The following is a 25,974-nucleotide window of genomic DNA, read 5'->3' as shown; positions in this document are numbered from 1 at the left end:
GCCGACGGGGGAGGCCGGCCATGGTTCTGCCGTACCGGGGAGACCACCGATGTCCGCAGCAGCGTCGTCCGATCCGACCGTGGGGGTGCCCGCGCGCCACCCGCTCATCACCGTGCTTGCCCTGATCCTGCTCCTGCTCGGCGGGGTGCTGGGCGGCTTGGGCGCCTGGTTGGCGCAGCTGGGCGGCTCCTGGTACTACGTGCTGGCGGGGGCAGGGCTGTTGGTGTCCGGCGTGCTGCTGTGGGGCAACCGCCGCAGCGGCGCGTGGATGTACCTGCTGGTGTTCGCCGGCACGCTGGTCTGGACCTGGTGGGAATCGGGCAGCGACTACTGGCGCTGGGTGCCGAGACTCGGGGTGGTGACCGCCTTGGGGTTCGTCCTCGCACTGCTGCTGCCCACCCTGCGCACACCGGTGCGGAAGCGTCTCTCGCGTACCTTGGCCGCCATCTTGGGGCTGTTGTTCGCGGTGGCCTTCACCCTGGCGTTCGTCCCGCATGGTGCGGTGGCGGGCGCGCAGCCGTTTCCGGACAGCACGGCGAGCGCCGGTCTGGCGCCGACCCGCGAGGCCAGCCCGCAACCGGCCGACGAACCGGCCGCCGGCGACTGGACCGCGTGGGGCCGCAGCAATGCCGCCACGCGCTACTCGCCGCTGCAGCAGATCACCCCGGCCAACGTGGGCGAGCTGGAACTGGCGTGGCAGTTCCGCACCGGCGACCTGCCGAAGAAGCGCTGGGGGGCCGAGACCACGCCGCTCAAGGTCGGCGACAGCCTGTACCTGTGCACCGCGCGCAACCAGCTGATCGCGTTGGACGCGGCGACCGGCAAGGAGCGCTGGCGCTTCGATCCCAAGGTCCGCGACGCCTCCATTCCCTATACGGCCGCCTGCCGCGGCGTGGCCTATTACGAAGTGCCCGGAGTGCCGCAGGTGGACCCGGTACTGGCCGACGTCGCCGCCGACCTGGCCCTGCCCGAGCCACCGCCCAGCGTGAGCACGCGTTCGCTGGCGGCGGGCAATCGCGCGCTGTGCGCCGCACGCATCATCGAAGGCACGCTGGACGGACGCCTGATCGCGGTCGACGCCGCCACCGGCCGGCCGTGCCCGGGATTCGGCAACAACGGCCAGGTCGACATCACCCTGGGGATGGGCGAGGCGCCGCCGGGGTATGTATCGATCACCGCACCGCCGGCGATCGTGCGCGGCGTGATCGTGACCGGCCACCAGGTGCTGGACGGCCAGCGTCGCGATGCGCCGTCCGGCGTGATCCAGGCCTACGACGCGCAGACAGGCAAGCTGCGCTGGGCGTGGGACATGGACGCGCCCGAGCGCAGCGGCCTGCCGCCGCAGGGCAAGACCTATACACGCGGCACGCCGAACATGTGGACCACCGCAACCGGTGATGAGCAGCTGGGCCTGGTCTACCTGCCGATGGGCAATTCGGCGGGCGACTACTGGAGCGGCTCGCGCACGGACAACCAGAACCGCTACGCCACCTCGCTGGTGGCGCTGGATGTGACCACTGGCAAGCCGGCATGGCACTTCCAGGCAGTGCGCAAGGACGTCTGGGACTACGACCTGGGCTCGCAGGCCACGCTGGTCGATTACCCCACCGCCGCGGGCAAGGTGCCTGCGATCCTGCTGCCCACCAAGCAGGGCGACCTGTACGTCCTGGACCGGCGTACCGGCCAGCTGCTCACCCCTGCCGAGGAGCGCAGGGTGCCGGGCGGCGGTGTCGAGCCTGACCAGCGTTCGCCCATCCAGCTGTTCTCGCTGTACCACACCCTGCGCAGGCCCGACCTGACCGAGCGCGACATGTGGGGCATCACCCCGATCGACCAGCTGGTGTGTCGCATCCAGTTCCGCAAGGCCAGTTACGAAGGCTTCTACACACCGCCCACCGCCGACCGCCATTCGATTGAATATCCCGGTTACAACGGCGGTTCGGACTGGGGTGGGGTCGCGGTGGACCCGCGCCACGGCGTGATCGTGGCCAATTACAACGACATGCCCAACTACAACCGGCTGGTGCCGCGCGCCGAAGCGGATCGCAAGGGCTGGGTCCCCCGCGAACTGGTGCGCGCCGACCGTGGCGGTGCAGAGGGGGCAGGGGATCCGCAGACCGGCACGCCATACGGCATCGATGTCAACGCCGGCTGGCGGCTGCCCTTCACCCGGCTGCTGTGCAAGCAGCCGCCCTATGGCGGCATCCGCGCCATCGACCTGCGCAGCGGTGAACTGCTCTGGGACCGCCCGTTCGGCAGCGCACGCGGCAACGGCCCGTTCGGCATCCGTTCGGGCCTGCCGATCGAAATCGGCACGCCCAACAATGGTGGTTCCGCGATCACCGCCAGCGGCCTGATCTTCATCGCCGCCGCCACCGACGACCTGCTGCGCGCGATCGACCTCAAGACCGGCAAGGAGCTCTGGCACGCCAGACTGCCCGCGGGCGGCCAGGCGAACCCGATGGTCTACGAATACCAGGGCCGACAATACGTGGTGATCATGGCCGGCGGCCACCACTTCATGGAAACGCCACCGGGCGATTACGTGATGGCGTACGCGTTGCCGAAGACGCAGCGTTAGCGCGAACGTGCAGACCGAGTAAAACGGCCCGGGCAAAACGGACCGGGCATGACCAGCCGGGCAAAATCGGCCGGGCAACACCGATCGGGCGAAACCGACCGGGCTACACCGGCCGGGCTACACCGGCCGGGCTACACCGGCCGGGCAAAACCGACAGGGCAAAACCGGACAACACCGACTGGGTAGAGCCGACTGTTAGTCGGCTGCCGTTGATTGGAGCGTCGCCGGCGGGGAGCAGCCGACTAACAGTCGGCTCTACCCAGTCGGCCAGTCGGCCAGCCGGGCAGCCTGCCAGCCGCCCAGCCGCCCAGCCGCCCAGCCGCCCTGCCATAGACCCGACACTCAACAGGCGGCTGCCCCGACAAAACCAATCACAGAACGCCGATACCGCGACTTCGCCACGCACGGCATCGTGGCCCCATGAGCAGCCCACAACTCCACATCGGGCGCCGGTCCATGATCGGCAACGTCTACGCACTCACCATGGTCTGCGAGCAGCGTCATCGCTACTTCGACGACGCCCGATGCGCGGAGATTCCCATGCGCATCCTCCGCGCGATGGATGCGGAAGGCGTCACCAGCTCACTGGCGTGGGTCGTCATGCCCGATCACATCCACTGGCTCGCACAGCTGCGCGGCCACACGCTGGGTTACTGCGTCCAGCGCTTCAAGGCGCGCACCAGCTTCCTGCTCAACCGCTGCCAGGGGCGCAGCGGCAGAGTGTGGCAACCGGGCTATTACGACCATGCCATTCGAACGGAGGAATCCCTGCGCGAACAGGCGATGTACATCCTCGCCAATCCGGTGCGCGCAAAGCTGGCGGAATGCCTGGGTGAGTACCCGCATGCATGGTGCCGCTGGCCGGTTGGGTAGACCCAACCGGCTGTCGGTGCAGCCTTTCATGACCCACCGTCAAACCACCCGCACCATCTTCCGCATCAGATGCTCCACCACCCCCTGCGGGTCCGCAGTGCGCCCCACATGCGTGCTCGACATCTGCACGATCGAGCTGCGCTTCGCGGTCAGGAAATGGAAGCGCGCACGCGCCGGCAGCTGGGCGATCGGTCCCGCGTTGGCGTCGCCCCGGCAGATCGCCACGATCGCATCCAGCCACGGTTGCAGCGCCTCCACGTCCAGCGAGGGCGCAAAGGCGTGCATGCGCACGGCGTCGATCTCGATCGCGGCCTGCAGGTGGCGTGCGCCGGGGCACGAGACGATCACCCCGACGTTGATGAACTCTTCGCGTTCCACCCGCGGTACCACGCGGATCACCGCATAGTCATACGTATGCAGCGTGGGCACGGACGGCCTCCTGGACGAAAGCGGCGCGCGACCGCAGGCGGCACGTCAGATAATCGATGTACGCCTGGCGGTACGCTGCCGGGGTGTCGAAGGCGGGCTCGTCGACCAGCCAGCTGTCAGGCACCAGCCCGACGATGCGCTCGATCTCCGCATCCGGCAGCCGCGCGGCCAGCTCGGCATCGACCTCGGCGATCTTCGTGGCGAACGGCAGCAGCACCTGGTCGCGGATCAGCAGGAACGGCTTCTCGCATACATCGCCGGCGGTGGCCCAATCGTGGTGGAAATACATCGCCGCGCCATGGTCGATCAGATACAGCTTGCGGTGCCAGACCATCAGGTTCGGGTTGCGCGCGGTGCGGTCCACGTTGCTGGTGAAGGCATCGAACCAGACGATGCGCGAGGCCAGGTCAGCGTCCACCGGCATGGCCGCCGGATCGTAATTGATCGCGCCGGGCAGGTAATCGCTGCCCAGGTTCAGGCCTTCACTGGCGCGGATCAGGTCCTGGATTTCCGGGTCCGGCTCGGTGCGGGCGAACTCGCGGTCCAGCTCCACGAACACGATGTCGGGAATAGGCAGGCCGAGGGTGCGGGCCAACTCGCCGGCAATCAGCTCGGCGATCAGCGCTTTGGGGCCCTGGCCGGCGCCCCGGAACTTGAGGACCACCATCCCATCGTCGTCAGTCTCGACCACGGCAGGCAGGGAGCCCCCCTCGCGGAGCGGGGTGATGTAGCGGAGCGCGTGGACGGTACGCACGGGGATCCAGTGATGAAAAGACCTGGACATCTTAGCGTGGCCCATGCATCCCCGCGCCCGGGCGGTGGGTGTCGCCGAGGCCAGGCAGGCGCGGGAGGCGCGCGGAGTGTCCTGCGCAGGCCGCGCGGGGCCGCCGCCCGCGTCAGGCGAAACTGTGATGCGCCTCTCGTCCAATAAGAGCGCACCAGTGTGAAAACTATCCGGATAACGACAGATTCAACGACATTCCATTTCGACGGATCATGCGTGCTAAAACAAGGCGCCAGACATCCAGCATCTGGTATTCGATATCGGGACAACAACGAAACAACCAGGAGTCATATCATGGCTAATCTTGTTCGCGCCTTGCAGGTTTCCCTGAACCTCCGTTCGGTCAGTCCGACCCAGAGCATCCGTTCGAAGTACATTTACTGGATCATTTTCTAAGCGCAGATTCTCCGCGTGTTTTCATGAGCACGCCAGGGGTGGTCAATGGCCACCCCTGGCATTTCAGGGAGGCGGTGAGATGGCGGATCAGGGCACAGACGCGGAAGTCGTTTCAATCGACGACCTGCTTGAACGGGTTCGCCGGGAAGGGCCGGTGCTTGCATTCCAGAACGACGTGGTCGGCATTTTCGATCCAACGCTGGCGGTCAAGGTCGACAAGGCCAACACCGACAAGCACACGGTGCCTGATTCACTCATCGATTTTCTCGGCCTGCGTGGATCGCGCACACCCGTTGCATGGCGGGAAGTCCGGGCATTGCTGAGCGAGCAGGGCGGCCGGCTTGCGGCACCGGAGCACATGCGCACGCTGTATACGCGCATGCATGCATACCTGTCCCAGCGCTGCGGCACGGTGCAGGACCTGAGCGAACTCAGCTGGTGGACCATTTCCGAGCCGCTGCTTCCCCTTTTGATCGGTGGCATGAACCAGCGCGATATCGATGCGCTGGTGGGCGAGCAGAAGACCCGCTACAGCGGCATCGTGCAGCAGGATTTCTCGCTGCTGCGCCGCATTCTGAATTTTCACCTGTCACGCAAGGCGGCGCGCACGGTCACCCGCCACATCAAACAGCGGTCGCGCGATAAAGGCCGCACGCATGACGATTTCCTGCAGTCGCTGCTGCCCCTGGCGGGGCGGATTGGCGTCGACCGCGTGGCCTATCTTGTTTCGACGGTGCTGGCCGGAATGTCCGGCCTGCCGGGCATCACCGCGGCGAGCCTGCTGTATGCGATGCATCGCTACCCCGAGTGGCGCGAGCGCATCCAGGCCGAGACCACGGCGCTTGACCTGGAAACGCTGTATTCGCTGCCCATGAAGGATCTGCCGTGCACCTCGCGGTTCGTCAAGGAAACCATCCGCGTGTGGCCCGGCCTGTTCGCACTGCGTCGCCCGGCCTGGCATGACATCGAGGCCGAGGGCGTGACCATCAAGAAGGGCGCGGCCTACGAGCTGTCCTCGTATTACCAGCACCATTCGCCGGAGTTCTGGGATGCGCCCGACGTATTTGATCCTGACCGGTGGCTCCCGTCGCGCCGTCAGCCCAACAAGGGCGCCTACGTCCCATTTGGATTCTCCTCCCGGGCATGCATCGGCAGCGCGGTCGGGCACGCCCAGCTGATCCTGTTCTGTGCGCTGGTCACGCGGGATTTCGATATCCAGGTACAGGCCGATCCGGCGCCCTGGATGCAACTGGAGGGGTTTGCCATTCCCATCGACTTCAAGGGGGTGGTGGCGCCGCGTCAGGTGGGCACTCCTGCACCGCGACCGGTACCCCAGCGTGATGCCGCGCCGGTCTGTCCGCATGCCGCAGCGGCGCGCATGGCCGCTGCGCACGGGGATCCATTGACGGAGTAAGTGCGCTCGTCTTACCGTGATGCCGTAGCGGTCCGCAGGGGGTGGGCCGCCAACGCATGCAGCGACACGACCCAAACACCATCACGGAAGAAACCCATGTATACCGATGAACTGCGCATCCCCGACGGCGTGTTGAGTGACCCGGAGGCGTTCGAGATCATGCGCCTGTGGGCGGCTCACGAAGAACTGCACGTGACGCTCAATTCCGATCTCAGTGGCGGCGCTGCCGACTTTGGTGAGCTGTTGTCCGATCTGTTCGAGCACGCCGCGCGCATGTTCTCCGAACGCGATGGCCAGTCACTGGAGCACTGCCGGGACGTGATGCTGCGCGACTTCATGGAACGTGTCGGCGCACCCAAGGACAGCATCGAAGGCGCGATCCTGGACAGCGGCGAACGCCGGCTGTCGAACTGAGGACGGGTTTCTTGCAGACCTACACGTACATCCTGGACATCAGGATCACCCATCCGTCCTTCGATCCTGAGCTGATCAGCCAGGCACTTGGCAAGTCTGCAGACACGTTCTGGAAGGCAGGAGAGCCGCGCCGCACGCCGAAGGGCACGTTGCTGCAGGGGACGTGGCCGGAATCGTACTGGACCTGCAACCCCTTCTCCGAGCGTTGGCGGGAGTCCACCGAAGAGCGTTTCGAGGACGCGCTGGAGGACACATTGGGCTGGCTTGAGCCACACGCAGCGTTCCTGTTGAAGATCGCCGAACAGGGGACGATCCGCATATGGTTCAGTTCGCACAGCAACCGGAACTTCGCCGTTGAGCTGCCGCCCCGGTTGCTCGGTCGCATGGCAGCGCTGGGCATCTCGCTTGTCCACGACGTATACCAGGGCGCCTGACTGACGGCATCCGCAGCGCAAGGCCGGCAACGCACCTAGTGCTTTCGGCCCATTCCAGCACGGCGCCCCGGTGCTAGATTCCACGGGATGCCGGCGACACGTGCGCCGCCGGGAACCCATACTTTCAAGGGGATCTGGATGCTCATCCGTCGTACCTGCCTGGCTTCGGCCATTGCCGTGGCAACGCTCACTGTCGCCACACCGGCCTTCGCCGACTACGCCAAGCCGCCGGAGGCGCTGCTCAAGGTGCTCAAGGCACCGCCGCCGCCGCAGCCCAGCCTGGACCCGAGCGGGCAGCGGCTGCTGCTGACCACGCTGCAGACCTACCCGTCGATCGAGCGCGTTGCCCAGCCTTATCTGAAGCTGGCTGGCGTGCGCCTGGAGCCGAAGAACCGCAGCCGCCACGACACGCAGGGCGGCTACGGCATCCCGGCCTGCGTGGCCGATTTCACCCTCGTCGAGGTCGGCACCGCCCGCAACACCAAGGTAGCGTTGCCGCAGGGCTGCGCGAGCGCCGCGCAGTGGTCGGCCGATGGCAGCCGCTTCGCGTTCCAGAACGCGGTGGAGACCTCGGTGCAGCTGTGGGTGGGCGACGCGCAGACCGGTCAGGTCAAGCAGATTCCGAACGTACAGCTCAACCCGATCTTCGGCTACACCGTGCAATGGCTCGGCGGCGGCCAGCAACTTCTGGTGAAGACCGTGCCGGCCAACCAGGGCCCGGCGCCGTCCAGCGGCAATGGGCCGGGCGGCCCGGACGTGCAGGAGTCGCTGGGCAGCAGCGGCGAGAGCAGCACCTATGAGGCCCGCGACACGCTGACCAGCGTGCACGACGAAGCGCTGTTCGCATACTACGGTGCCTCGCAGCTGGCGGTGGTCGACACCGCCGCCGGCAGCGTGCGCAACGTCGGTGCACCCGCGCTGTACAACGACATCAATGCGGCCCCCGATGGCGTGCATGTGCTCACCGAAACCCTCAAGGCGCCGTTCTCGCATGCGGTGACGTACCAGCGTTTCGCCAATGACGTAGCGGTGGTCGACCTGGGCACCGGCCGCAGCACGCCGGTTGCCAGCCTGCCACTGGCCGACCGCGTGCCGGTGCACGGCGTGCCGGAAGGCCCGCGCGAGTTCGACTGGCGCTCCACCGATCCGGCCACGCTGGTGTATGCCGAAGCGCTGGACAAGGGCGACTGGAAGGTGACGGTGCCGCATCGCGACCGGGTGCTGGCATTGAAGGCGCCGTTCACTGGCAAGCCGCAGGAGATCGCGCGCACCGCGCAGCGTTTCGAGGGCATCGCGTGGAGCGCGGACCCGGCGGTGTCGTTCCTGTTCGAGAACGACGAGAACCGCCATTGGCGCCAGACCCGCATCGTCGACGTGGACAACCCTAAGCAGGAAGGCCGCCTGCTGTGGGACCTCTCCAGTGACGAGCAGTACGCCGATCCGGGCAACCTCGTCTTCAAGCGCCTCCCCAATGGCGCATCGGTCGTACGCCAGGACGGCGCGTTCGTGTTCCTGCGCGGGCAGGGCAGTTCGCCGCAGGGCGACCGCCCGTTCCTGGATCGCCTCGACCTGGGCTCGCTCAAGACCGAGCGGCTGTTCCGCAGCAGCACCGATGCCTATGAGCAGGTGCTGGGGCTGACCGCCACCCCGGGCCGCTACCTGACCTGGCACCAGTCGGTGATGGACCCGCCGAACGCATTCGTGCGCCAGCAGGGCGAGCGCGAGGCCGCAGCGAAGGACGGCGAAGCGCAGTACGCCTCCACCGCCAGCGCACTGACCCGGCTGACCGACCCGACCCCGGAAGTGCGCCAGATCAAGAAGCGGCTGGTGACGTACAAACGCGCCGATGGCGTGGACCTGTCGTTCACCCTGTACACGCCGCCGGGCTACCAGGAAGGCCAACGCGTGCCGGCGATCCTGTACGCCTACCCGGCCGACTTCGCCAACGCCGCGCAGGCGGGGCAGGTGTCCGGCTCGCAGCAGACCTTCACCCGCCTGGCGCCGTACCGGCTGATGCTGCTGGCCGGCTACGCGATCATCGACAACGCCTCGTTCCCGATCGTCGGCGACCCCAAGACCGCCTACGACACCTACCTGGAACAGCTGGAAGCCGATGCCAAGGCCGCCGTGGACAAGGCGGTGGACCTGGGCGTGGTCGACCGCAACCGCATCGGCGTTACCGGCCACAGCCACGGCGGGTTGATGACCGCCAACCTGATCGCACACACCAACCTCTTCAAGGCCGGCGTGGCCACCAGCGGCTCGTACAACAAGACGTTCACCCCGTTCGGTTTCCAGAACGAGCGCCGCTCGGTATGGCAGGCGCAGGACGTGTACCTGAAGGCGTCGCCGTTCTTCTACGCCGACAAGATCAAGCTGCCGCTGCTGCTGGTGCACGGCGAGGATGACGCGAATCCGGGCACCGAGCCGTTCCAGTCGCGCAAGCTCTACCAGGCCATCCGTGGCAACGGCGGCATCACCCGCCTGGTGATGCTGCCCAACGAACCGCACTGGTATACGGCGCTGGAATCGAACGAACAGCTGGTGTCGGAAATGCTCAACTGGTTCGATACGTACGTCAAAAACGCTAGGTAGAATCGTGATGGTCTTGTATTGGCTGGGGAAGATGTTGACGACCCTGTGACATAGGCCGCCCACGATGTTGTACTAATAGTAATCGCGTTCGCTACGTATTCAATCGATTGGCGTTTGAACTGGTTAAAACGGTGAGTTGGGTATTCTTGGGGTCACTATGGGACAGTTGGACAAAGCAGGGTTGCGTCAATCAATTGCGCAAAATGAAGTTGCGGCGATCTGTATCGACACAAATGTGTTCGAAGCACAGAGCTTCGCCTTTCATAGGGGCATACTGTCGCAGCTGATTGGACTTCGAGAATCTGGAATATCGTTACTAGTTCCCGATGTCATCGAGTCGGAGATTGTTCGACATATGGCTGCTAAGGCGCAGGAGGCAATAGGGCCGCTCAGGAAAAGCCTCAGAGTGGCAGATGCATTGGGTTTAATTGGGCAAAGTGCTGATCAAATTTTGGAAAGGGTTGATGATTTCGATTTGTTTGCAAAGGGCAGGATGGATGCCTTCGTTGACAGCGTTAACGGGAAGCGAATAAAGGTGTCGGATTTTGCGAATCTTGAGGATGTTATTCAAAGATTTGCTTCCGAGTCCGCGCCTTTCGAGGCAAGGAAGAAGTCTGAATTTCCGGATGCCTTTGCGTTGAGCGCTCTTGCTGGTTGGGCAGAGAGGAGCCTGACAACTGTCGTAGTGATATCGGATGACAAAGGGTGGCATGAATACTGTGATACGAGTGGTCGCGTCCACAGTGCACCCTCGTTGGCTGATGTTATTGGTGCGTTGCAGGTTGCTCAGCCGATGCTGCTGCAGCGCGCGATAGCAAATCTTAGTTCTATCGGATTTGTCGACTTTGAAAGAATGCTCTCGGATCGTGTGATCAGTGCTGATATTGACGTTCAGGCGCACAGCTACCATCATTTCGATTATGAAGTAGCGGAGGTGTCGTTGAGCGCGAATGTATCTGATCTTTCAAGCTCGGCTTGTGAGTTAATTGGTGCGGATTTCGAGCAGTTTGTGATGCGCGTCGACGTTGAGGTAGATTTGGGTCTGGTCGTGAACTTCACATTTGAAGTGTATGATTCGGTTGATCGTGACTATATTTCCATGGGTTCCACGGAACTGCTCCATGATGAAAGCGTGGTTATTGCTTGCCTTGTTCACTTTGAGTATGACAACGTCGAAAATGGCGAGTTATCGGTTGTGGAGGTTGAGCTGATTGAGCCGCGAATATCAGTAGATGTTGGAGAGGTTGAAATGGATTTGGGTGGCCCCGACGAGTACTAGTCAAGGTGTGCTCTTCGTGGAGCCACTGGGCGTTTGGCGGGTAGATCGGGTTGAGGGTCTGCTACAAGCAACGAACCGCTTCATTGGCCGCGGGTGGTGGGGGGCGATCAGGCTCATGCACGCTTTATGGAGTCGATTGGCTGCCAGGGTACAAATGACGGGATTTACCATTTTGATACTTTACGAAGGACGGAACTCAATTGAGTTCCAGTTCTTGATGCGCATGCTTGGCCTTCCTCGATATGCGATTGAAAATCTTGGCGAAGAGTTTCTCCGTCTGTGGGTCTGCGCTGCAACTTGAATTGGATGGGGGTGTAGAGATGGGTGTGGTGACTGTGATGGACTTTCTAAATTCTTCTTTCGTGAGTGCATCAGTCTCTGCGCTTGCTGGTGCAGCATTCGGTGCTTGGGGGGCTGGCTTGGCGACAGCGCGTGCAGCGAGGAAGAAGGAGCTGGGAGATGCCTTGAGGCAGGCAAACGCGGCGGTTGTTCTCGGGATGACTGCTTTGGATGCAATTTACTCTCTGAAGAAGCAGCATGTTGTCCCACTCTTTGATGAGTTTGAGCTGTCTCGGCGAGAATTAGAGGCTCACCTATACGAGCGGTCGCATTCAGGTCAGCAGGTGAAAGTGAAATTCAACATGCTTCACCTTTCGCCATTGAAGTTGCCCATTGATGGACTAAATGGCTTGGTAATGGCTGGTCAAATGATGCCAGGTAGGGCACTGGCTCTCACTGCGATGCTTGAGCAGACCTTGGTCGAGCATCAGGTCGCGCTGGAGCATCGTTACAGAGTTATCGAGGAGCTCCGCAGTTCGAGCGCTGGTTTGGAGGAGAAGATGCGCATTTATTTTGGTTTCCCCGATAAAGAGGGTGGATCCAATCTTATGTTCAAGACCAGTATGGAGGCCCTCAAGCTTTATACGGATGACCTGGCATTTTTCGTCGTCGAGCTGGTCGAAGATCTGCTGGAGCATGCAGCCAACGTTGCGGCTAAGCTACGGAAGATCGACAGATCCGCCCCGCGTGCCCTCGCCGCAGACTTGAGTTTGCTCAAGGAGAGCGGGCTCATCCCAAGTAAAGAAAATTATGAAAGCTGGCTTTCCGGGTATCCGACGACGAGAAACCCCGCCGCCGCAAGCTAGTGGTCGGTGCGATCGCCATCCTCTTTGGGTGCGTAATCTCTACCAGGCTATCCGTGGCAACGGCGGCATCACCCGCCTGGTGATGCTGCCCAACGAACCGCACTGGTATACGGCGCTGGAATCGAACGAACAGCTGGTGTCGGAAATGCTCAACTGGTTCGATACGTACGTCAAAAACGCGAAGTAAACGCGTCGGCTGGATCGGGGGACACGCAGGGCGTGTCCCTGCGCGGGTTGTGGACGTGTGGCGGTGCGGCAGGCAAAGTGCGGGGCATCTGTCAAACAACGCCGCAAGGAGAGCTGCCATGCAGGATGACCCGCGCCCGCCGTACCGCAACGTGCGCCTGGCCAGCCTGCTGGTTCTCATGGCGGCGCTGGTGCTGCCGCTGGCGGCCTCGGCGCAGCCGTCATCCCCCAGCGCCAACCCCGATCGCCCGCGCACCTGCCTGGTGCTCGGCGGGGGCGGCGCGCGCGGCGCGGCGCATATCGGCGTGCTCAAGGTGCTGGAACGCGAGCGCGTGCCCATCGACTGCATCGTCGGCACCTCGATGGGCGCCGTGGTCGGTGGACTGTACGCGTCCGGGTACTCCGCCGATGAGATCGAGACGGTGCTCGACCGCATCGACTGGGCCGAGGTGCTGCACGACAAGCCACCCCGCAACGAGCGCAGCATGCGGCGCAAGGAAGACGACCTGCGCCTGCTCGGCGGTGTCGAGGTCGGCATCAGCGACGGGAAGATCGCGTTTCCGCGCGGGCTGATCCAGGGCCAGAAACTGGAGATGCTGCTGCGCCGCCTGCTGCTGCCAACCTGGCAGGTGCGCGACTTCGACCAGCTGCCGATTCCGTTCCGCGCGATCGCCACCGACATCGTCACCGGCGACAAGGTGGTGTTCGCGGAAGGCGACCTGGCGCTGGCCATCCGCGCCAGCATGTCGGTGCCGGGCGTCTTCGCGCCGGTCCGCTACCAGGACCATCTGCTGGTGGATGGGGGAGTGGTCGACAACCTGCCCATCGACGAGGCACGCCGGCTGGGTGCGCAGCGCCTGATCGTGGTCCGCGTGGGCACGCCGCTCATGACCGAGGAACACCTGGATTCGCCGTTGGCGATCAGCCACCAGATGGCCGGCGTGCTGATGAAGCGCGTGGTGGAGGAGCAGTTGGCCACGTTGGGCCCGCAGGACCTGCTGATCACCCCGCCACTGGGCGACATGGGCAGCCAGGAATTCAACCGGTCGCCGCAGGCGGTGGGCGTGGGCGAGCAGGCGGCGCAGGCCGACGTGCTGGCGGTGCGACGCTACCAGGTGGACCCGGCGCGCTACGCGGATTTCCAGCAGCTGCATCGGCCGCCCGCGTACGAGGCACCGATCGTGGCCTTCGTGGACGTGCTGCGCGACGGCACGCGCACCTCGCACTACATCGAACAGCGCCTGCAGCCGCAGGTGGGGCAGCCGCTGGCACCGGCGCATATCGAACGGCAGGTGGCGCTGACCTACGGCGAGGGCCGCTACGAGCAGGTGCAATGGCGGCTGGACGACCGCGATGGGCAGCAGGGGGTGGTGGTGGCGCCGCAGGACAAACGCTGGGGGCCGGACTTCCTGCACTTCGCGCTGCGCCTGTCCGATGACTTCGATGGCAGCAGCAACTATCAGCTGATCAGCGAGTTCACCCGTACCGGGCTGAGCGAGCAGGGCGCCGAACTCAAGCTGCGCGTCGGCCTGGGCGAGGTCGAGGAGGCCTTTGCCGAGTACTACCATCCCTTCGGTGCCCGTGGCCGCCACGCGCTGTCCACCTATGCACGCTACCGCGCCACCGATCTGGACCTGGCGTTGCTGAACCGCGGGGCGCTGGCCCAGTACCGCTACAGCCAGTGGTTCGGCGGCCTGCGCTGGGCGTACTCGCCGCATCCGGACTGGGAGTTCGCCAGCTTCCTTGAGCGCGGCCAGGAACGCACCCGGCTGGACGTGGGCAATCCCACCGAGCTGGGCAACTACCGCGCCGACATGGGCAGTGTCGGCTGGCAATTGCGCCACGATTCCATCGACAGCTCTGCCTTCCCCAGCCGCGGCCAACGCCTGTCGTTGACCCGCCAGCACTATCTGGGCGCGCTGGGTACCGAGGACCCGGCAGCGGTCACGCGGCTGCAGTGGGACGGCGCCTGGTCCCGGGGCGAGAGCCGTTGGCTGGGCGGCCTGCGCGCGTCGTCCGCACATGGCGGTGATGACCTGCTGGCCACGTACGGGTTCCTCGGTGGGCTGGGCAACCTGTCCGGCTACCCGGAAGAAGCCATCTTCGCGCCGCAGACCGCGCTGGCGCGCGTGATGTACTACCGCCGCGTGGCGCATGCCGATTCCCTGCTGACCATTCCGTTGTACGTGGGCGGCAGCGTGGAGTGGGGCGGGTTCTGGGCCACGCGCGACGAGGTGAACATCGATGGCATGCAAACCGCCGGCAGCGTCTTCGTCGGTGCCGATACCTTCCTTGGCCCGGTGTTCCTGGGCTACGGTCGTGCCCAGGGCGGGCACGATTCGTTCTATCTCACCTTCGGTTCGCTGCTGCGTACCCTCGATGGGTTCTGAAGGCATAGTGCAAGGGGTGCCATTCGTCTCATTGCGACCAGGGTTTAGATCGATACAATCGATCCAGCCACGCAGGGCGTGGCGCTACGTTGATGGCCCGTCCTTTCCGCTTTGGGAGTTCGTAGTGCACCGTTCGATGCTGGTTGCTGCTTCGCTTGTCCTGACCGCCGCGCCCTGCGCCCTGCAGGCCGCCGACCTCGCCGCCGAGGTCAATCCCTTCATCGGCACCACCAACGCCGGCAACGTCTATCCCGGTCCGTCGGTGCCGTTCGGCATGGTCGCCTTCAGTCCGGAAATGACCCCGTTGCCCGGCAAACGCTTCGCCATTGCCGCGCCCGGTGGGTACGAGTGGCGGGGCAACGGCGTGCGCGGCTTCAGCCTCACCCATGTATCGGGCACCGGCTGCACCGGGGCCAGTGGCGATATCCCGATCATGCCGGTGACCACCAAGGTGGAGCTGTCGCCCGCGTCGGTCGAGGCGGGCCTGCGCTATGCCAGCGTGCTCGACCATCGGCGCGAGTCGGCCAGCCCCGGCGCGTACCAGCTCACCCTCGACAACGGCGTGGTGGTGGACCTGGGCGCCACCGCGCGCACGGCGGTGGGGCAGTTCCAGTTCCCGGCCAACAAGCCCGCCAACCTGCTGTTCCGCACCTCCGACAGCGAAGTCGGCAGCACCGATTCGAGCATCATCATCGACCCGGCCACGCGCACCGTGCGTGGCTCGGTCACCGCCGGCAACTTCTGCGGCTATCTCGCCGAAGACCGCCGAGAGAGTTACTACACGCTGCATTTCATCGCCGAGTTCGACCAGCCCTTCGAGGTCGGCGGCACCTGGCGCGATGAGACCGTGCAGGTCGGTGCCCGCGAAGGCGGCGGTGGCACCAGCTATGGCACCCAGGGCCACCCGCCGGCCGGCAAGGGCGCCGGCGGCTGGATCCAGTTCGATCCCGCGCGCAGCCCGACCGTGACCGCGCGCATCGGCATTTCCTACGTGGACGAGGCTGGCGCGCGCGCCAACCTGCGCCGCGAAAGCCCGGCCGGCACCACGGTGGCGGCGACCCAGGCGGCCACCCGCGCCGAATGGAACACGGCGCTGGGCCAGGTGCGCGTGGCAGGCGGAACGCCGGACGAACGCACCGTGTTCTACACCGCGCTGTACCACACGCTGCTGGCGCCGAATCTGTTCAGTGACGGCGACGGCCGCTATCGCGGCATGGACGGCAAGGTACACGCACTGTCGAAGGGTCAGCGCGCGCAGTACGCCAACTACTCCGGCTGGGACGTGTACCGCTCGCAGCTGCAGCTGGTCACCCTGCTGCACCCGCAGGTGGGCTCGGATATCGCCCAGTCGCTGCTCAACCAGGCCGACCAGAACGGCGGGGTGTGGGACCGCTGGACGCATCTCACCGGCGCCACCGGCGTGATGAACGGCGATCCGTCGCCGCCGTCCGTGGCCGCCATCCACGCCTTCGGCGGGCGCAACTTCGATCTGCAGCGGGCCTACGCGTCGCTCAAGCGGGCGGCCACGGTGCCGACCGAGCGCGACCTCAGCCGGCGCGGTTGCCCAGTGTTGTGCGTGGGCCAGCGCCCGGGCCTGGACCAGTGGATGGCGCTGAAGTACATGCCGGTAGGCGCGCCCGGTTGGGGCATGGCGTCGGACACGCTGGAGATGGCGGCCGCCGACTTCGGCCTGGCCGAGCTGGCGCAGGCGGCCGGTGATGCCAAGGGCGCGGCGCTGTTCCGTGAGCGCTCGGGCTGGTGGCGCAACCTGTACAACCCCAAGGCGACCGCGAAGGCCGGTTACATCCAGCCGCGCAACGCCGATGGCAGCTGGCCGGTGTTCGATCCGGCGTCGGACGAGGAGTTCGTCGAAGGCAGCGGCGCGCAGTACCTGTGGATGGTGCCGTTCGATCCGGCCGGCCTGATTGAAACGCTGGGTGGCCGTGACGCGGCGATCCAGCGGCTGGATGCGTTCTTCCGCAAGGACAACGGCGAGTGGGCGGTCACCAAGTCCGGGCCGCTGCATGCCGAGCTGGACAACGAGCCCTCGGTGGCCGCGCCGTGGCTGTACAACTTCGTCGGCCAGCCGTGGAAGACGCAGGAGACCGTGCGCCAGGCGATGCGCCAGATCTGGACCAACGCGCCCGAAGGCATGCCCGGCAATGACGATCTGGGGCAGATGTCGTCGTGGTATGTGTGGTCCGCACTGGGGCTGTACCCGATGTACCCCGGCCGCGCCGACCTGGTGATCGGCAGCCCGCTGTTCCGCGAAGCGGTGATCCAGCGCCCGGGCGCCACGCTCACCATCAAGGCCGCTGGTGCGGCGATGGACGCGCCATACGTGCAGTCGCTGCGGGTGAACGGCACGCCCAGCGATGCCAGCTGGTTGCCCGCCAGCCTCGTGCAGAAGGGCGGCACCCTGGAATTCGAGCTGGGTACGGAAAAGAACGCGCAGTGGGGTGCGGCAACGCTGCCGCCTTCGTATGGACCGCACTAACGGAGTCGCACGCATGTCACGTCACCACCGCCTCACGTTTCTCATCGCCCTGGCACTCGCCGTGCCAGCCGCTGGCACCGCAGCGGAACCGGCAGTGGATCCGCTGATGACCAAGCCGGTCGAGCAGGTCACACCCGACCAGGTGCGCCAGATGCAGCAGCGTCTGGCCGACTGGCCGCAACTGCAGCGCTACCGTAGCGAGAATGCCACGCTGCCACCGGCGGTTGCCGGGAAGTCGCGTGTCGTGTTCTTCGGCGACTCGATCACCGAAGGCTGGGGGCCTACTGGCAGCGACAGGTTCTTTGCCGGCAAGGGCTACATCAACCGCGGCATCAGCGGGCAGACCACTGCGCAGATGCTGGTGCGCTTCCGCCAGGACGTGATCGCGCTCAAGCCGGCGGTGGTGGTCATTCTCGCCGGCACCAACGACATCGCCGGAAATACCGGTGCGGCCACGCAGGGCATGATCGAAGACAACCTGCATGCGATGGTGGAGCTGGCCAAGGCGCACGGCATCGCGGTGGTGCTCAGCTCGGTATTGCCCGTCAGCGACTATCCCTGGCGCCCCGGCGTGCAGCCGGCGGAGAAAGTGCGCGCATTGAACACGGCATTGCACGCCTATGCGCAGCAGCAGTCGCTGGTGTGGCTGGACTATCACGCCGCGATGGCCAATGCCGAAGGTGGCCTGGATCCCGCGCTGGCCAAGGACGGCGTGCATCCCACCCCGGCAGGCTATGCGCGCATGGCGCCGCTGGCGGAAGCCTCGATCCAGCAGGCGCTGACGCCGTAAGCGTGGCGCGCGTCTACAATCACGCATCGTGACGACACGGATGACTTCGCATGCTGCACCACATTTCGCTCGGCGTTCGTGACCTCGCCGTGGCCGGCGCGTTCTACGACGCGCTCCTGGAAGCGCTCGGCTACCGCCGTGTGTTCGAGGACGAGACCGCGATCGGCTACGGCCTGGTCGACGACAACGACCTGCTGTGCCTGAAGCTGCGCGATGACGCCACCGCCCCCGGGGCGGGCTTCCATCTAGCGTTCGCCGCGCCCTCGCGCAACGCGGTGGACGCCTTCCACCGCGCCGCACAGCACGCGGGCGGGCGCGACAACGGTGCGCCGGGGCTGCGTCCGGACTATGGCGCGCAGTACTATGCCGCGTTCGTGATCGATCCCGACGGTCACCGGCTCGAAGCGGTGATCAACGCCGCCGGCTGAATCGCGCGTTCCCCTCGTTGAAGGAGTCACCATGCACGTCGTTCATCCGCTCCTGCAGCGCGTCGCCGGCATCCTGCCGTGGCTGGGCCTGCTGGCCAGCCTGGGCATGGCCTGCGTGGTGACCCTGGTCGGCGTGGTGGCGATGCCGAGTTTCGCGACACTGTTCGGCAGCGTCGGCCAACCGCTGCCGTGGCTCACCAACGCCTTCAGCCAGGCCTACCTGCTGGCCTGGCTGGCGCCGCTGCTGGTAGGGGCGGGCTGGTACTTCCGCCCCACCGTGCCCGGTCGCATCGTGGCCGGGGTGTTCGGACTGGGCGCGGCACTGCTGGGCGCGGTGAGCGTCATCTTTGCGATGTACCTGCCGTATTTCATGATGGGCTCGCTGGTCTGAGTCCAGCGGCCGCGCAGCCGGCAATACGCCGCAGCGTGCGTCACGGCCGCCAGAACCCCACCTGCAGTTCGGCCAACGTCAGCTCCTGGTCGTGGTTGGTGTCCAGCGACTGGAAGCGCATGTCGGCCACGCGGCTGACCTCCTCCTCGCTCAACTCGCCATCACCATTGAGGTCGGCCACCCGGATCCGGTCGGCCGCCGTGAGCTGGCCATCGCGGTCCGGGCCGAGCACGGCCTGGACTTCTTCGACGCTCACACGGTAGTTGTGGTCGGCATCGAGGGTGCGGAACAGTGCGCCGGCGTCGTATTCGTCGTCGCTGACCCGGCCGTCGTTGTTCTTGTCCAGGGCGGCGAAGCGCTGCGCGGCGGTGTCGCCCACGGACTGCGCCTGGCTGGTGGCGGTCAGCCCCAGGCAGAGCACGAGCGAGCAGGCAAGGTGCGAGGCAAGGTGGTTCACGGGACACTCCGCAGGACCGGTTGGGAGGTGCCAGTGTCCGCTGCCGCCCGCGCCGCGGCTACGGCAATACCTGCGCCTGGCACCAGTATTTCTACTGGCGCCATCGGTGCGGTATCAGTCGAAGCGCCAGCGCAACCCGGCGTAGACGCTGCGGCCTTCGCCCGGGGTGGAGCGCGCCACGTCCTTGCCGGCATCGTTGTAGCCCGGCGTGACGGTGGCCGCGTAGTGGCGGTCGTCCAGGTTGCGCAGTTCGGCCCAGGCCTGCCAGCGGCCACCGGGCGCGTCATAGCCCACCCGGGTGCCGAAGATCACGTGGCTGTCGGCACTGAAGCTGTTGGCGTAATCGACGAACATCTTCGACGCGTACTCGGTGTTGAGCGCAGCGTAGAAGCCAGTGGGGTGCGCGTAGCGCAGCTCGGCCTGGTAGTAGTGGCGGGGCAGGCCGGGCAGGCGGTTGTCACCGAAGCGTGCGTCGTGGCGGTAGCGGAAGTCGCTGAAGGTATACGCCTGGCGCAGCGAGAGTCGGCCGGCGGCACCTTCCCACAACGCGCTGTCCAGCCCGGCTTCGAGGCCACGGTGCACGGTAGGACTGGCGTTGTTCTCGGCCACGAACAGGTTCGGCACCGGCAGTACTTCCACAGTGAGCAGTTCGTGCAGCACGCGGGCGTAGTAGCCGGTGAGCTCCCAGTGGCCGAGCGCGCTGTCGCCGCGTGCGCCCAGCTCCAGCGTGGTGGCGGTCTGGTTGTCCAGCGGCACCGGCGCGCGCTGGCGGCCGGTGGAGGCGCCATTGCCGGCGGCAAAGTACTGGTTCGAGCCCCAGATCATCGACCACGGATGCGGCGGTTCCACCGAACGGCTCAGGTTGCCGAACCACTGCGTGGCCGCGCTCTGCTGCCAGGTGAAGCCCAGCCGCGGTGCGTAGTCCCACTGGTGCTCGCGCAAGCGCTCCGGGGTGGACGGCCAGGTGACCTGCACGTCGCGGCGGGTGTTGATCAGCGCCAGCCCGGTCTGCAGGCGCAGCGTGTCGCTCAGCGCCAGGTCGTTGCCCACGTGCAGCGTGCTGTCGGTGCCGTGGTGCGAGAAGTCGCGGGTATGGGTGCCGGCAGGGTAGCCGTTGTTGGCGAAGCGCAGCGTTTCGCGCACGTCGGCATCCAGGTCGTGGGTGACGCGCAGGCCGAGCGTGGTCACGCTGTCGCGGCCGAACAGCGTGTGGCGCCGGCGGTAGTCGAGCGTGGCATTGAGGTTGGTGTAGTCCAGCTGCTGCCGGTACAGGCTCTCGTTCAAGTCCATCGGGTAGTGGTGATACACCAGCCCGGCCTGCAGCGAGGAATCCTCATCGATCTGCAGGGTGGTCATGTTGCCCAGCCAGGTGCTGCCCGGCTGCGGGCGGCGCGCGTCGATGGCCAGGTTGGCCGGATTGGCCGCGCGCGGATCGTGGCGGATCTGGTCGCGGGTCAGGCGCCCGGGCGTTTCGTGGTTGGTCTCGCGGTAACGCAGGAAGAAGCGCGTTTCCAGCTCTGGATTGATCTGCCAGCCGACGTTGGCCATCGCGCCCTTGCCGTCGCCGGCCGCGTGATGCTGGTAGCCGTCGTACTCGCTGTCGGTGTAGGCCAGGTAGTAGTCCACGTCACCGGCAACGCCGCCGTAGCCCACGCCGCGCTTCTGGTAGCCGCGGCTGCCGGCTTCGTAGTGCAGCTCCAGCCCGGCCGAATCCCGGCCGCTGCGGCTGACGTAGTCGATCGCGCCGCCCAGCGCCAGCGCACCGCGCTCGATGCCATTGGCGCCACGCAACACGTCGACGCGGCTCAGCCACAGCGGTTCCAGCAGTTCATACGGCGTGCCGCCCGGTCCACTCAGCGGCAGGCCATCCAGCGACACGGCGATGCCGGACGCATGTGCGCCCGGGCCACGGTTGATCCCCGAACCACGGATCGACACCTTGGCCCCTTCATTGCCGGGTGACTGCGCGCTGATGCCGGGCTGGTAGGCGAGCACGTCGGCGCTGCCAGCCAAGCGGCCCTCGGCCTTGGCCAGGTCGATCACGTTGCCGGCGCCGGGCACGCGTTTAAGCGCGTCGCGCGCCTGCGCGGTGGCGTTGGCGGCGGTAACGTTCACCGCGTCCAGGGTGGTGGCCTTGTCGCCCGGGGCGGCGTGGGCGGCGGCCGCAAGGGCTGCACAGAGGGCCAGGGTCAGCGCGGACAGGGTGGGGCGGTGCAACGACAGAAGAGGGGGCATGCGTCTGGAACCGGTACGGAATGGAGCAGCAGTCGACAGGGCGACGTCCTGTAAACCATCGCGAGGGCGCGAAAGTTAACAGGTTGCGCCGCCGCCGTCACCCGCCGAAGGCGTACGGTTCCTTTGTGCGGACCAGCGGTCCGCACCTACCGACGGAGGAATCCTCCACGCCAGGTGTCGATCGTTGGTCGGCACGCCCTCAAAGAATCCCAGGCAGATCCAGCCCCTTCTCCTTCGCGCATTCGATGGCGATCTCATACCCCGCATCCGCATGCCGCATTACGCCGGTGGCCGGGTCGTTCCACAGTACCCGCGCGATGCGCTTGGCGGCCGCTTCGGTGCCGTCGCACACAATCACCATGCCGGCATGCTGCGAGAACCCCATGCCCACGCCGCCGCCGTGGTGCAGCGACACCCAGGTGGCGCCGCTGGCGGTATTGAGCAGGGCGTTGAGCAGCGGCCAGTCCGACACCGCATCCGAACCGTCGGCCATCGCCTCGGTCTCGCGGTTGGGCGAGGCCACGCTGCCGCTGTCCAGGTGATCGCGGCCGATCACCACCGGCGCCTTCAGTTCGCCGTTGGCGACCATCTCGTTGAAGGCCAGCCCCAAGCGGTCGCGGTCGCCCAGCCCGACCCAGCAGATGCGCGCCGGCAGGCCCTGGAATTTGATCTTCTCGGCGGCCATGTCCAGCCAGCGGTGCAGGTGCGGGTTGTCCGGGATCAGCTCCTTCACCTTGGCATCGGTCTTGGCGATGTCCTCCGGATCACCGCTCAGCGCGGCCCAGCGGAACGGGCCGATACCGCGGCAGAACAGCGGGCGGATGTAGGCGGGCACGAAACCGGGGAAGTCGAAGGCATTTTCAACGCCTTCTTCCAGCGCCATCTGGCGCAGGTTGTTGCCGTAGTCCACGGTCGGCACACCCAGCGCATGGAAGGCGAGCATGGCGCGGATGTGGTTGGCCATCGATTCGCGCGCGGCGGCTTCCACTTCTTTCGGCGCGGAGACGCGCTTTGCGTCCCATTCTTCCACCGTCCAGTCCTGCGGCAGGTAGCCGTTGACCGGGTCATGCGCGGAGGTCTGGTCGGTCAGCAGGTCCGGCTTGACCCCGCGCACCAGCAGCTCGTCCAGCACGTCGGCCACGTTGCCGAGCAGGCCGACCGACAGCGGCTTCTTCGCCGTGCACGATTCCTCGATCAGGCGCAGCGCCTCGTCCAGGTCGTCGGTCCAGGTGTCCAGGTAGCCGGTGCGCAGGCGCATCTCGATGCTGCTCCGGCGGCATTCCACCGCCAGGCACGAGGCGCCGGCCATCACCGCGGCCAGCGGCTGCGCGCCGCCCATGCCACCCAGGCCGCCGGTGAACAGCCACTTGCCGGCCAGGCTGCCGTTGTAGTGCTGGCGACCCATTTCGACGAAGGTCTCGTAGGTGCCCTGCACGATGCCCTGCGCGCCGATGTAGATCCAGCTGCCGGCGGTCATCTGGCCGTACATCGCCAGGCCCTTCTTGTCCAGCTCGTTGAAGTGGTCCCAGTTGGCCCAGCGCGGCACCAGGTTGGAATTGGCAATCAGCACGCGCGGCGCATCCACATGGGTGCGGAACACGCCGACCGGCTTGCCCGACTGCACCAGCAGGGTCTGGTCGTCGTCCAGGCGGGTGAGCGTTTCCACGATGGCATCGAAGCTTTCCCAGTCGCGCGCGGCGCGGCCGATGCCGCCGTACACCACCAGTTCCTGCGGGCGCTCGGCCACGTCCGGGTGCAGGTTGTTCATCAGCATGCGCAGCGGCGCCTCGGTCAGCCAGCTCTTGGCGGTGAGCGTGGTGCCGGTGGGCGCGATGATGGTGCGGGTGGAATCGTGACGGGTCATGCAGCACTCCGGGAGTTCGCGAATTCAAGGCAGGCAGTCAGCACCTGCTGCAGCGTCTGGCGCAGCGGTGCAGCGTGATCGGGGTCGAGCGGGGTGGGCCAGCTGTGCACGTCCACCTGTTCCGGTTCGTGCATGTAGCCGCGGCAGGCCAGCTCCATCTGCAGGCTGTGCACGCCGCCGGGGATGTCGCTGTAGTGGCGGGTGATCCAGCCGCCCTTGAAGCGGCCGTTGCGCACGTGGCCCATCCCGCTGAGCCGGCACAGGTTCTCCACCACGTCGCTGAGCGCGTTGTCGCACGAGGTATCCGGCGCGCCGGACGGCCCCGCCGTGCCCAGGTTGAACTGCGGCAGCTCACCGTCGAACAGGTGCGGAATGTGCGAGCGGATCGAGTGCGCGTCGTACACCACCACGGTGGCGTGTCGTTGGCGCAACCGGGCGATCTGCGCGGACAGCGCGTCGTGGTAGGGCGCGAACCAGGTGTCGCGGCGCAGGGCGATGGCGTCCGCATCCGGCGCCCGGCCCGAGTGGTACAGGGGCTGGTTGTCGAAGGTGGTCAGCGGGCACAGCCCGGTGGTGTTCTGGCCCGGATACAGCGACACCCCGCTGGGATCGCGGTTGAGATCGATCACCGAACGCGAGATCGCCGAGCGCACCGTGGTCGCGCCGAGGCGCTGGGCGAAGTCATACAGCTCGTGCACCCACCAATCCGCGTCGCGGCGTGCCAGCCACGGCGAGACGAAGCCGTCCACCAGCGCATCGGGCAGTTCGCTGCCGGTGTGCGGGAAGCTGACGATCAGCGGCGCATCGCCCTCGTGGACCTGCAGCCACTCCGGGTGGCTGTTCATGCCAGCGGCTCCACCTGCGGCAGGATGTCGGCCAGGCCTTCGGCCAGCGCGCCGCTGCGCACCAGCGCGGTCGCCGCCAGCATGTCGGGGTGGAAATAGCGGTCGTCCTGCAGGGTCGGCACCTGCGCCCGCAGGCGGCCACGCACGCGTTCCAGTGCTCCGCTGGAACGCAGGCCGGCGTGGAAGTCGCAGCCCTGCGCGGCGGCCAGCAGCTCGATGCCGACCACGTTGGCGGCGTTCTCGGCCATCTGCAGCAGGCGGCGCGCGCCATGCGCGGCCATCGACACGTGGTCTTCCTGGTTGGCTGAGGTCGGGATCGAATCCACGCTGGCCGGGTAGGCGCGCTGCTTGTTTTCCGACACCAGCGCGGCGGCGGTGACCTGCGGAATCATGAAGCCCGAGTTGAGGCCCGGCTTCGGGGTGAGGAAGGCGGGCAGGCCGGACAGCGCCGGGTCCACCAGCATGGCGGTGCGGCGTTCGCTGATCGAGCCGATCTCGCAGACCGCCATCGCCAGCATGTCGGCGGCGAAGGCCACCGGTTCGGCGTGGAAGTTGCCGCCGCTCAGGGCTTCGTTGGTGTCGGTGAACACCAGCGGGTTGTCGGACACGCCGTTGGCTTCGATCGCCAGTGTGGTGGCGGCCTGGCGCATCACATCGTACGCAGCGCCCATCACCTGCGGCTGGCAGCGCAGGCAGTACGGGTCCTGCACGCGAACGTCGTTGTCGCGGTGCGATTCACGGATCGCCGAGCCCTGCATCAGCGTGCGCAGCGCGGCGGCGGTGGCGATCTGCCCGCGCTGGCCGCGGATCTGATGGATGCGCGGATCGAACGGCGTGTCCGAGCCTTTGGCCGCTTCCACCGACAGCGCGCCGGTGACCAGTGCGGCCTGGAACACGGTGGTGATCTCGAACAGGCCGGCCAGCGCGTACGCCGTGGAGTACTGCGTGCCGTTGAGCAGCGCCAGGCCTTCCTTGGCGCCCAGCACCAACGGCGCCAGCCCAAGCCGGGCCAGCGCCTCTGCCGACGGCAGGCGCTCGCCGCCCACGAAGGCCTCACCCACCCCGATCATCACGCTGGCCAGGTGCGAGAGCGGGGCCAGGTCGCCCGAGGCGCCCACCGAGCCCTGGCACGGAATCACCGGCACGATGTCGTGCTGCAGGAAGGCTTCCAGCAGGGCCAGCGTTTCCGGGCGGATGCCGGAGGCGCCCTGGGCCAGGCTGGTGAGCTTGAGCGCCATCATCAGCCGCACCACGGCGGCCGGCATCGGCTCGCCCACGCCGGCCGCGTGCGAGAGCACGATATTGCGCTGCAGGGTTTCCAGGTCATCGCGCTCGATGCGGACGCTGGCCAGCTTGCCGAAGCCCGTGTTGATGCCGTACACCGGCTCGCCCTTCGCGACGATGTCGGCCACCGTCTGCGCGCTGCGCAGGACGGCCCCGGCGGAGGCCGGGTCCAGGCGCACGCGCGCACCGTCGTAGATCGCGCGCCACTGGGTCAGCGTCACCGCGCCGGGCTGCAGGGTCAGGGTGTTGCTCATGGAATCTCC

At 66.4% G+C, this 25,974-nt stretch carries 21 protein-coding genes; 14 read left to right on the top strand and 7 right to left on the bottom strand.

What is annotated here, in order from left to right:
* Window positions 1-49: 49 nt before the first annotated feature.
* Window positions 50-2,581 carry a membrane-bound PQQ-dependent dehydrogenase, glucose/quinate/shikimate family gene (locus RT456_RS12770; protein WP_313347230.1) on the top strand — a complete coding sequence of 844 codons (2,532 nt, stop codon included), beginning with the start codon at window positions 50-52 and terminating at the stop codon, window positions 2,579-2,581.
* 420 nt (window positions 2,582-3,001) lie between these two features.
* Window positions 3,002-3,454: a transposase gene (locus RT456_RS12765; RefSeq protein ID WP_313347229.1), complete on the top strand. Its 453-nt coding sequence runs from the start codon at window positions 3,002-3,004 to the stop codon at window positions 3,452-3,454.
* A gap of 39 nt (window positions 3,455-3,493) precedes the next feature.
* On the opposite strand, the gene RT456_RS12760 is transcribed toward RT456_RS12765, so the two are convergent.
* Window positions 3,494-3,883 (bottom strand): DUF3037 domain-containing protein, encoded by a 390-nt coding sequence (locus RT456_RS12760; protein ID WP_313347227.1) that lies wholly within the window; start codon window positions 3,881-3,883, stop codon window positions 3,494-3,496.
* The gene (locus RT456_RS12755; protein ID WP_313347226.1) at window positions 3,861-4,637 is read right to left on the bottom strand and encodes a HipA family kinase; all 777 of its coding nucleotides are present in this window, start codon (window positions 4,635-4,637) and stop codon (window positions 3,861-3,863) included. The genes RT456_RS12760 and RT456_RS12755 overlap by 23 nt, the downstream gene beginning before the upstream one ends.
* A gap of 580 nt (window positions 4,638-5,217) precedes the next feature.
* Between RT456_RS12755 and RT456_RS12750 the strand changes: the two genes are divergently transcribed.
* The 12 genes from RT456_RS12750 (at window position 5,218) to RT456_RS12695 (ending at window position 19,026) form a co-directional block, all read left to right on the top strand.
* A complete protein-coding gene (locus RT456_RS12750; RefSeq protein WP_313347224.1) occupies window positions 5,218-6,477 on the top strand; it encodes a cytochrome P450 in 1,260 nt (419 codons plus the stop codon).
* Window positions 6,478-6,573: 96 nt separating this feature from the next.
* A complete protein-coding gene (locus tag RT456_RS12745; RefSeq protein ID WP_313347223.1) occupies window positions 6,574-6,891 on the top strand; it encodes a DUF5076 domain-containing protein in 318 nt (105 codons plus the stop codon).
* Window positions 6,892-6,902: 11 nt separating this feature from the next.
* Window positions 6,903-7,325: a DUF4279 domain-containing protein gene (locus RT456_RS12740; RefSeq protein WP_313347222.1), complete on the top strand. Its 423-nt coding sequence runs from the start codon at window positions 6,903-6,905 to the stop codon at window positions 7,323-7,325.
* A 138-nt stretch (window positions 7,326-7,463) separates the two neighbouring features.
* Window positions 7,464-9,920, top strand: a complete 2,457-nt coding sequence (locus RT456_RS12735) for a prolyl oligopeptidase family serine peptidase (protein WP_313347220.1) — start codon at window positions 7,464-7,466, stop codon at window positions 9,918-9,920.
* A gap of 157 nt (window positions 9,921-10,077) precedes the next feature.
* Window positions 10,078-11,199: a PIN domain-containing protein gene (locus RT456_RS12730; RefSeq protein ID WP_313347218.1), complete on the top strand. Its 1,122-nt coding sequence runs from the start codon at window positions 10,078-10,080 to the stop codon at window positions 11,197-11,199.
* A gap of 227 nt (window positions 11,200-11,426) precedes the next feature.
* On the top strand, window positions 11,427-12,344 hold the full coding sequence (locus RT456_RS12725) for a hypothetical protein (protein WP_313347216.1): 918 nt from the start codon (window positions 11,427-11,429) through the stop codon (window positions 12,342-12,344).
* A 28-nt stretch (window positions 12,345-12,372) separates the two neighbouring features.
* Window positions 12,373-12,531 carry a hypothetical protein gene (locus RT456_RS12720; RefSeq protein WP_313347214.1) on the top strand — a complete coding sequence of 53 codons (159 nt, stop codon included), beginning with the start codon at window positions 12,373-12,375 and terminating at the stop codon, window positions 12,529-12,531.
* A gap of 118 nt (window positions 12,532-12,649) precedes the next feature.
* Window positions 12,650-14,920, top strand: coding sequence for a patatin-like phospholipase family protein (locus tag RT456_RS12715; RefSeq protein ID WP_313347212.1), 2,271 nt, complete (start codon window positions 12,650-12,652; stop codon window positions 14,918-14,920).
* A 136-nt stretch (window positions 14,921-15,056) separates the two neighbouring features.
* Entirely contained in the window at window positions 15,057-17,417 is a 2,361-nt protein-coding gene (locus RT456_RS12710) for a GH92 family glycosyl hydrolase (protein WP_313347211.1), read from the top strand.
* Window positions 17,418-17,523: 106 nt separating this feature from the next.
* The gene (locus RT456_RS12705) at window positions 17,524-18,207 is read left to right on the top strand and encodes an SGNH/GDSL hydrolase family protein (RefSeq protein WP_313347278.1); all 684 of its coding nucleotides are present in this window, start codon (window positions 17,524-17,526) and stop codon (window positions 18,205-18,207) included.
* A 50-nt stretch (window positions 18,208-18,257) separates the two neighbouring features.
* A complete protein-coding gene (locus tag RT456_RS12700; protein ID WP_313347209.1) occupies window positions 18,258-18,635 on the top strand; it encodes a VOC family protein in 378 nt (125 codons plus the stop codon).
* A gap of 31 nt (window positions 18,636-18,666) precedes the next feature.
* Window positions 18,667-19,026, top strand: coding sequence for a hypothetical protein (locus RT456_RS12695; protein ID WP_313347207.1), 360 nt, complete (start codon window positions 18,667-18,669; stop codon window positions 19,024-19,026).
* A gap of 40 nt (window positions 19,027-19,066) precedes the next feature.
* On the opposite strand, the gene RT456_RS12690 is transcribed toward RT456_RS12695, so the two are convergent.
* The 5 genes from RT456_RS12690 to hutH all read right to left on the bottom strand — a co-directional run bounded on the left by RT456_RS12690 (window position 19,067) and on the right by hutH (window position 25,965).
* Window positions 19,067-19,483 carry a hypothetical protein gene (locus tag RT456_RS12690; protein WP_313347206.1) on the bottom strand — a complete coding sequence of 139 codons (417 nt, stop codon included), beginning with the start codon at window positions 19,481-19,483 and terminating at the stop codon, window positions 19,067-19,069.
* Window positions 19,484-19,597: 114 nt separating this feature from the next.
* Window positions 19,598-21,718: a TonB-dependent receptor gene (locus tag RT456_RS12685; protein WP_313347204.1), complete on the bottom strand. Its 2,121-nt coding sequence runs from the start codon at window positions 21,716-21,718 to the stop codon at window positions 19,598-19,600.
* A gap of 199 nt (window positions 21,719-21,917) precedes the next feature.
* Window positions 21,918-23,582 (bottom strand): urocanate hydratase, encoded by a 1,665-nt coding sequence (gene hutU / locus RT456_RS12680; RefSeq protein ID WP_313347202.1) that lies wholly within the window; start codon window positions 23,580-23,582, stop codon window positions 21,918-21,920.
* Window positions 23,579-24,427 carry an N-formylglutamate deformylase gene (gene hutG / locus RT456_RS12675; RefSeq protein WP_313347200.1) on the bottom strand — a complete coding sequence of 283 codons (849 nt, stop codon included), beginning with the start codon at window positions 24,425-24,427 and terminating at the stop codon, window positions 23,579-23,581. The genes hutU and hutG overlap by 4 nt, the downstream gene beginning before the upstream one ends.
* Window positions 24,424-25,965, bottom strand: a complete 1,542-nt coding sequence (gene hutH / locus RT456_RS12670) for a histidine ammonia-lyase (RefSeq protein ID WP_313347199.1) — start codon at window positions 25,963-25,965, stop codon at window positions 24,424-24,426. The genes hutG and hutH overlap by 4 nt, the downstream gene beginning before the upstream one ends.
* Window positions 25,966-25,974: the final 9 nt, after the last annotated feature.

The organism is Stenotrophomonas sp., from assembly GCF_032099025.1.
GTDB lineage: Bacteria > Pseudomonadota > Gammaproteobacteria > Xanthomonadales > Xanthomonadaceae > Stenotrophomonas.
Note: the sequence above shows the minus strand (reverse complement) of the source record. Positions and strands in the feature narration are given on the sequence as shown.

Excerpts from the sequence above, each read along its gene's own strand:
- hutG (WP_313347200.1), bottom strand. The coding sequence starts at position 24,427 with ATGAACAGCCACCCGGAGTGGCTGCAGGTCCACGAGGGCGATGCGCCG.
- RT456_RS12695 (WP_313347207.1), top strand. The coding sequence starts at position 18,667 with ATGCACGTCGTTCATCCGCTCCTGCAGCGCGTCGCCGGCATCCTGCCG.
- hutU (WP_313347202.1), bottom strand. The coding sequence starts at position 23,582 with ATGACCCGTCACGATTCCACCCGCACCATCATCGCGCCCACCGGCACC.
- RT456_RS12715 (WP_313347212.1), top strand. The coding sequence starts at position 12,650 with ATGCAGGATGACCCGCGCCCGCCGTACCGCAACGTGCGCCTGGCCAGC.
- RT456_RS12710 (WP_313347211.1), top strand. The coding sequence starts at position 15,057 with ATGCTGGTTGCTGCTTCGCTTGTCCTGACCGCCGCGCCCTGCGCCCTG.
- RT456_RS12745 (WP_313347223.1), top strand. The coding sequence starts at position 6,574 with ATGTATACCGATGAACTGCGCATCCCCGACGGCGTGTTGAGTGACCCG.
- hutH (WP_313347199.1), bottom strand. The coding sequence starts at position 25,965 with ATGAGCAACACCCTGACCCTGCAGCCCGGCGCGGTGACGCTGACCCAG.
- RT456_RS12730 (WP_313347218.1), top strand. The coding sequence starts at position 10,078 with ATGGGACAGTTGGACAAAGCAGGGTTGCGTCAATCAATTGCGCAAAAT.
- RT456_RS12700 (WP_313347209.1), top strand. The coding sequence starts at position 18,258 with ATGCTGCACCACATTTCGCTCGGCGTTCGTGACCTCGCCGTGGCCGGC.
- RT456_RS12705 (WP_313347278.1), top strand. The coding sequence starts at position 17,524 with ATGACCAAGCCGGTCGAGCAGGTCACACCCGACCAGGTGCGCCAGATG.
- RT456_RS12770 (WP_313347230.1), top strand. The coding sequence starts at position 50 with ATGTCCGCAGCAGCGTCGTCCGATCCGACCGTGGGGGTGCCCGCGCGC.
- RT456_RS12735 (WP_313347220.1), top strand. The coding sequence starts at position 7,464 with ATGCTCATCCGTCGTACCTGCCTGGCTTCGGCCATTGCCGTGGCAACG.
- RT456_RS12685 (WP_313347204.1), bottom strand. The coding sequence starts at position 21,718 with ATGCCCCCTCTTCTGTCGTTGCACCGCCCCACCCTGTCCGCGCTGACC.
- RT456_RS12765 (WP_313347229.1), top strand. The coding sequence starts at position 3,002 with ATGAGCAGCCCACAACTCCACATCGGGCGCCGGTCCATGATCGGCAAC.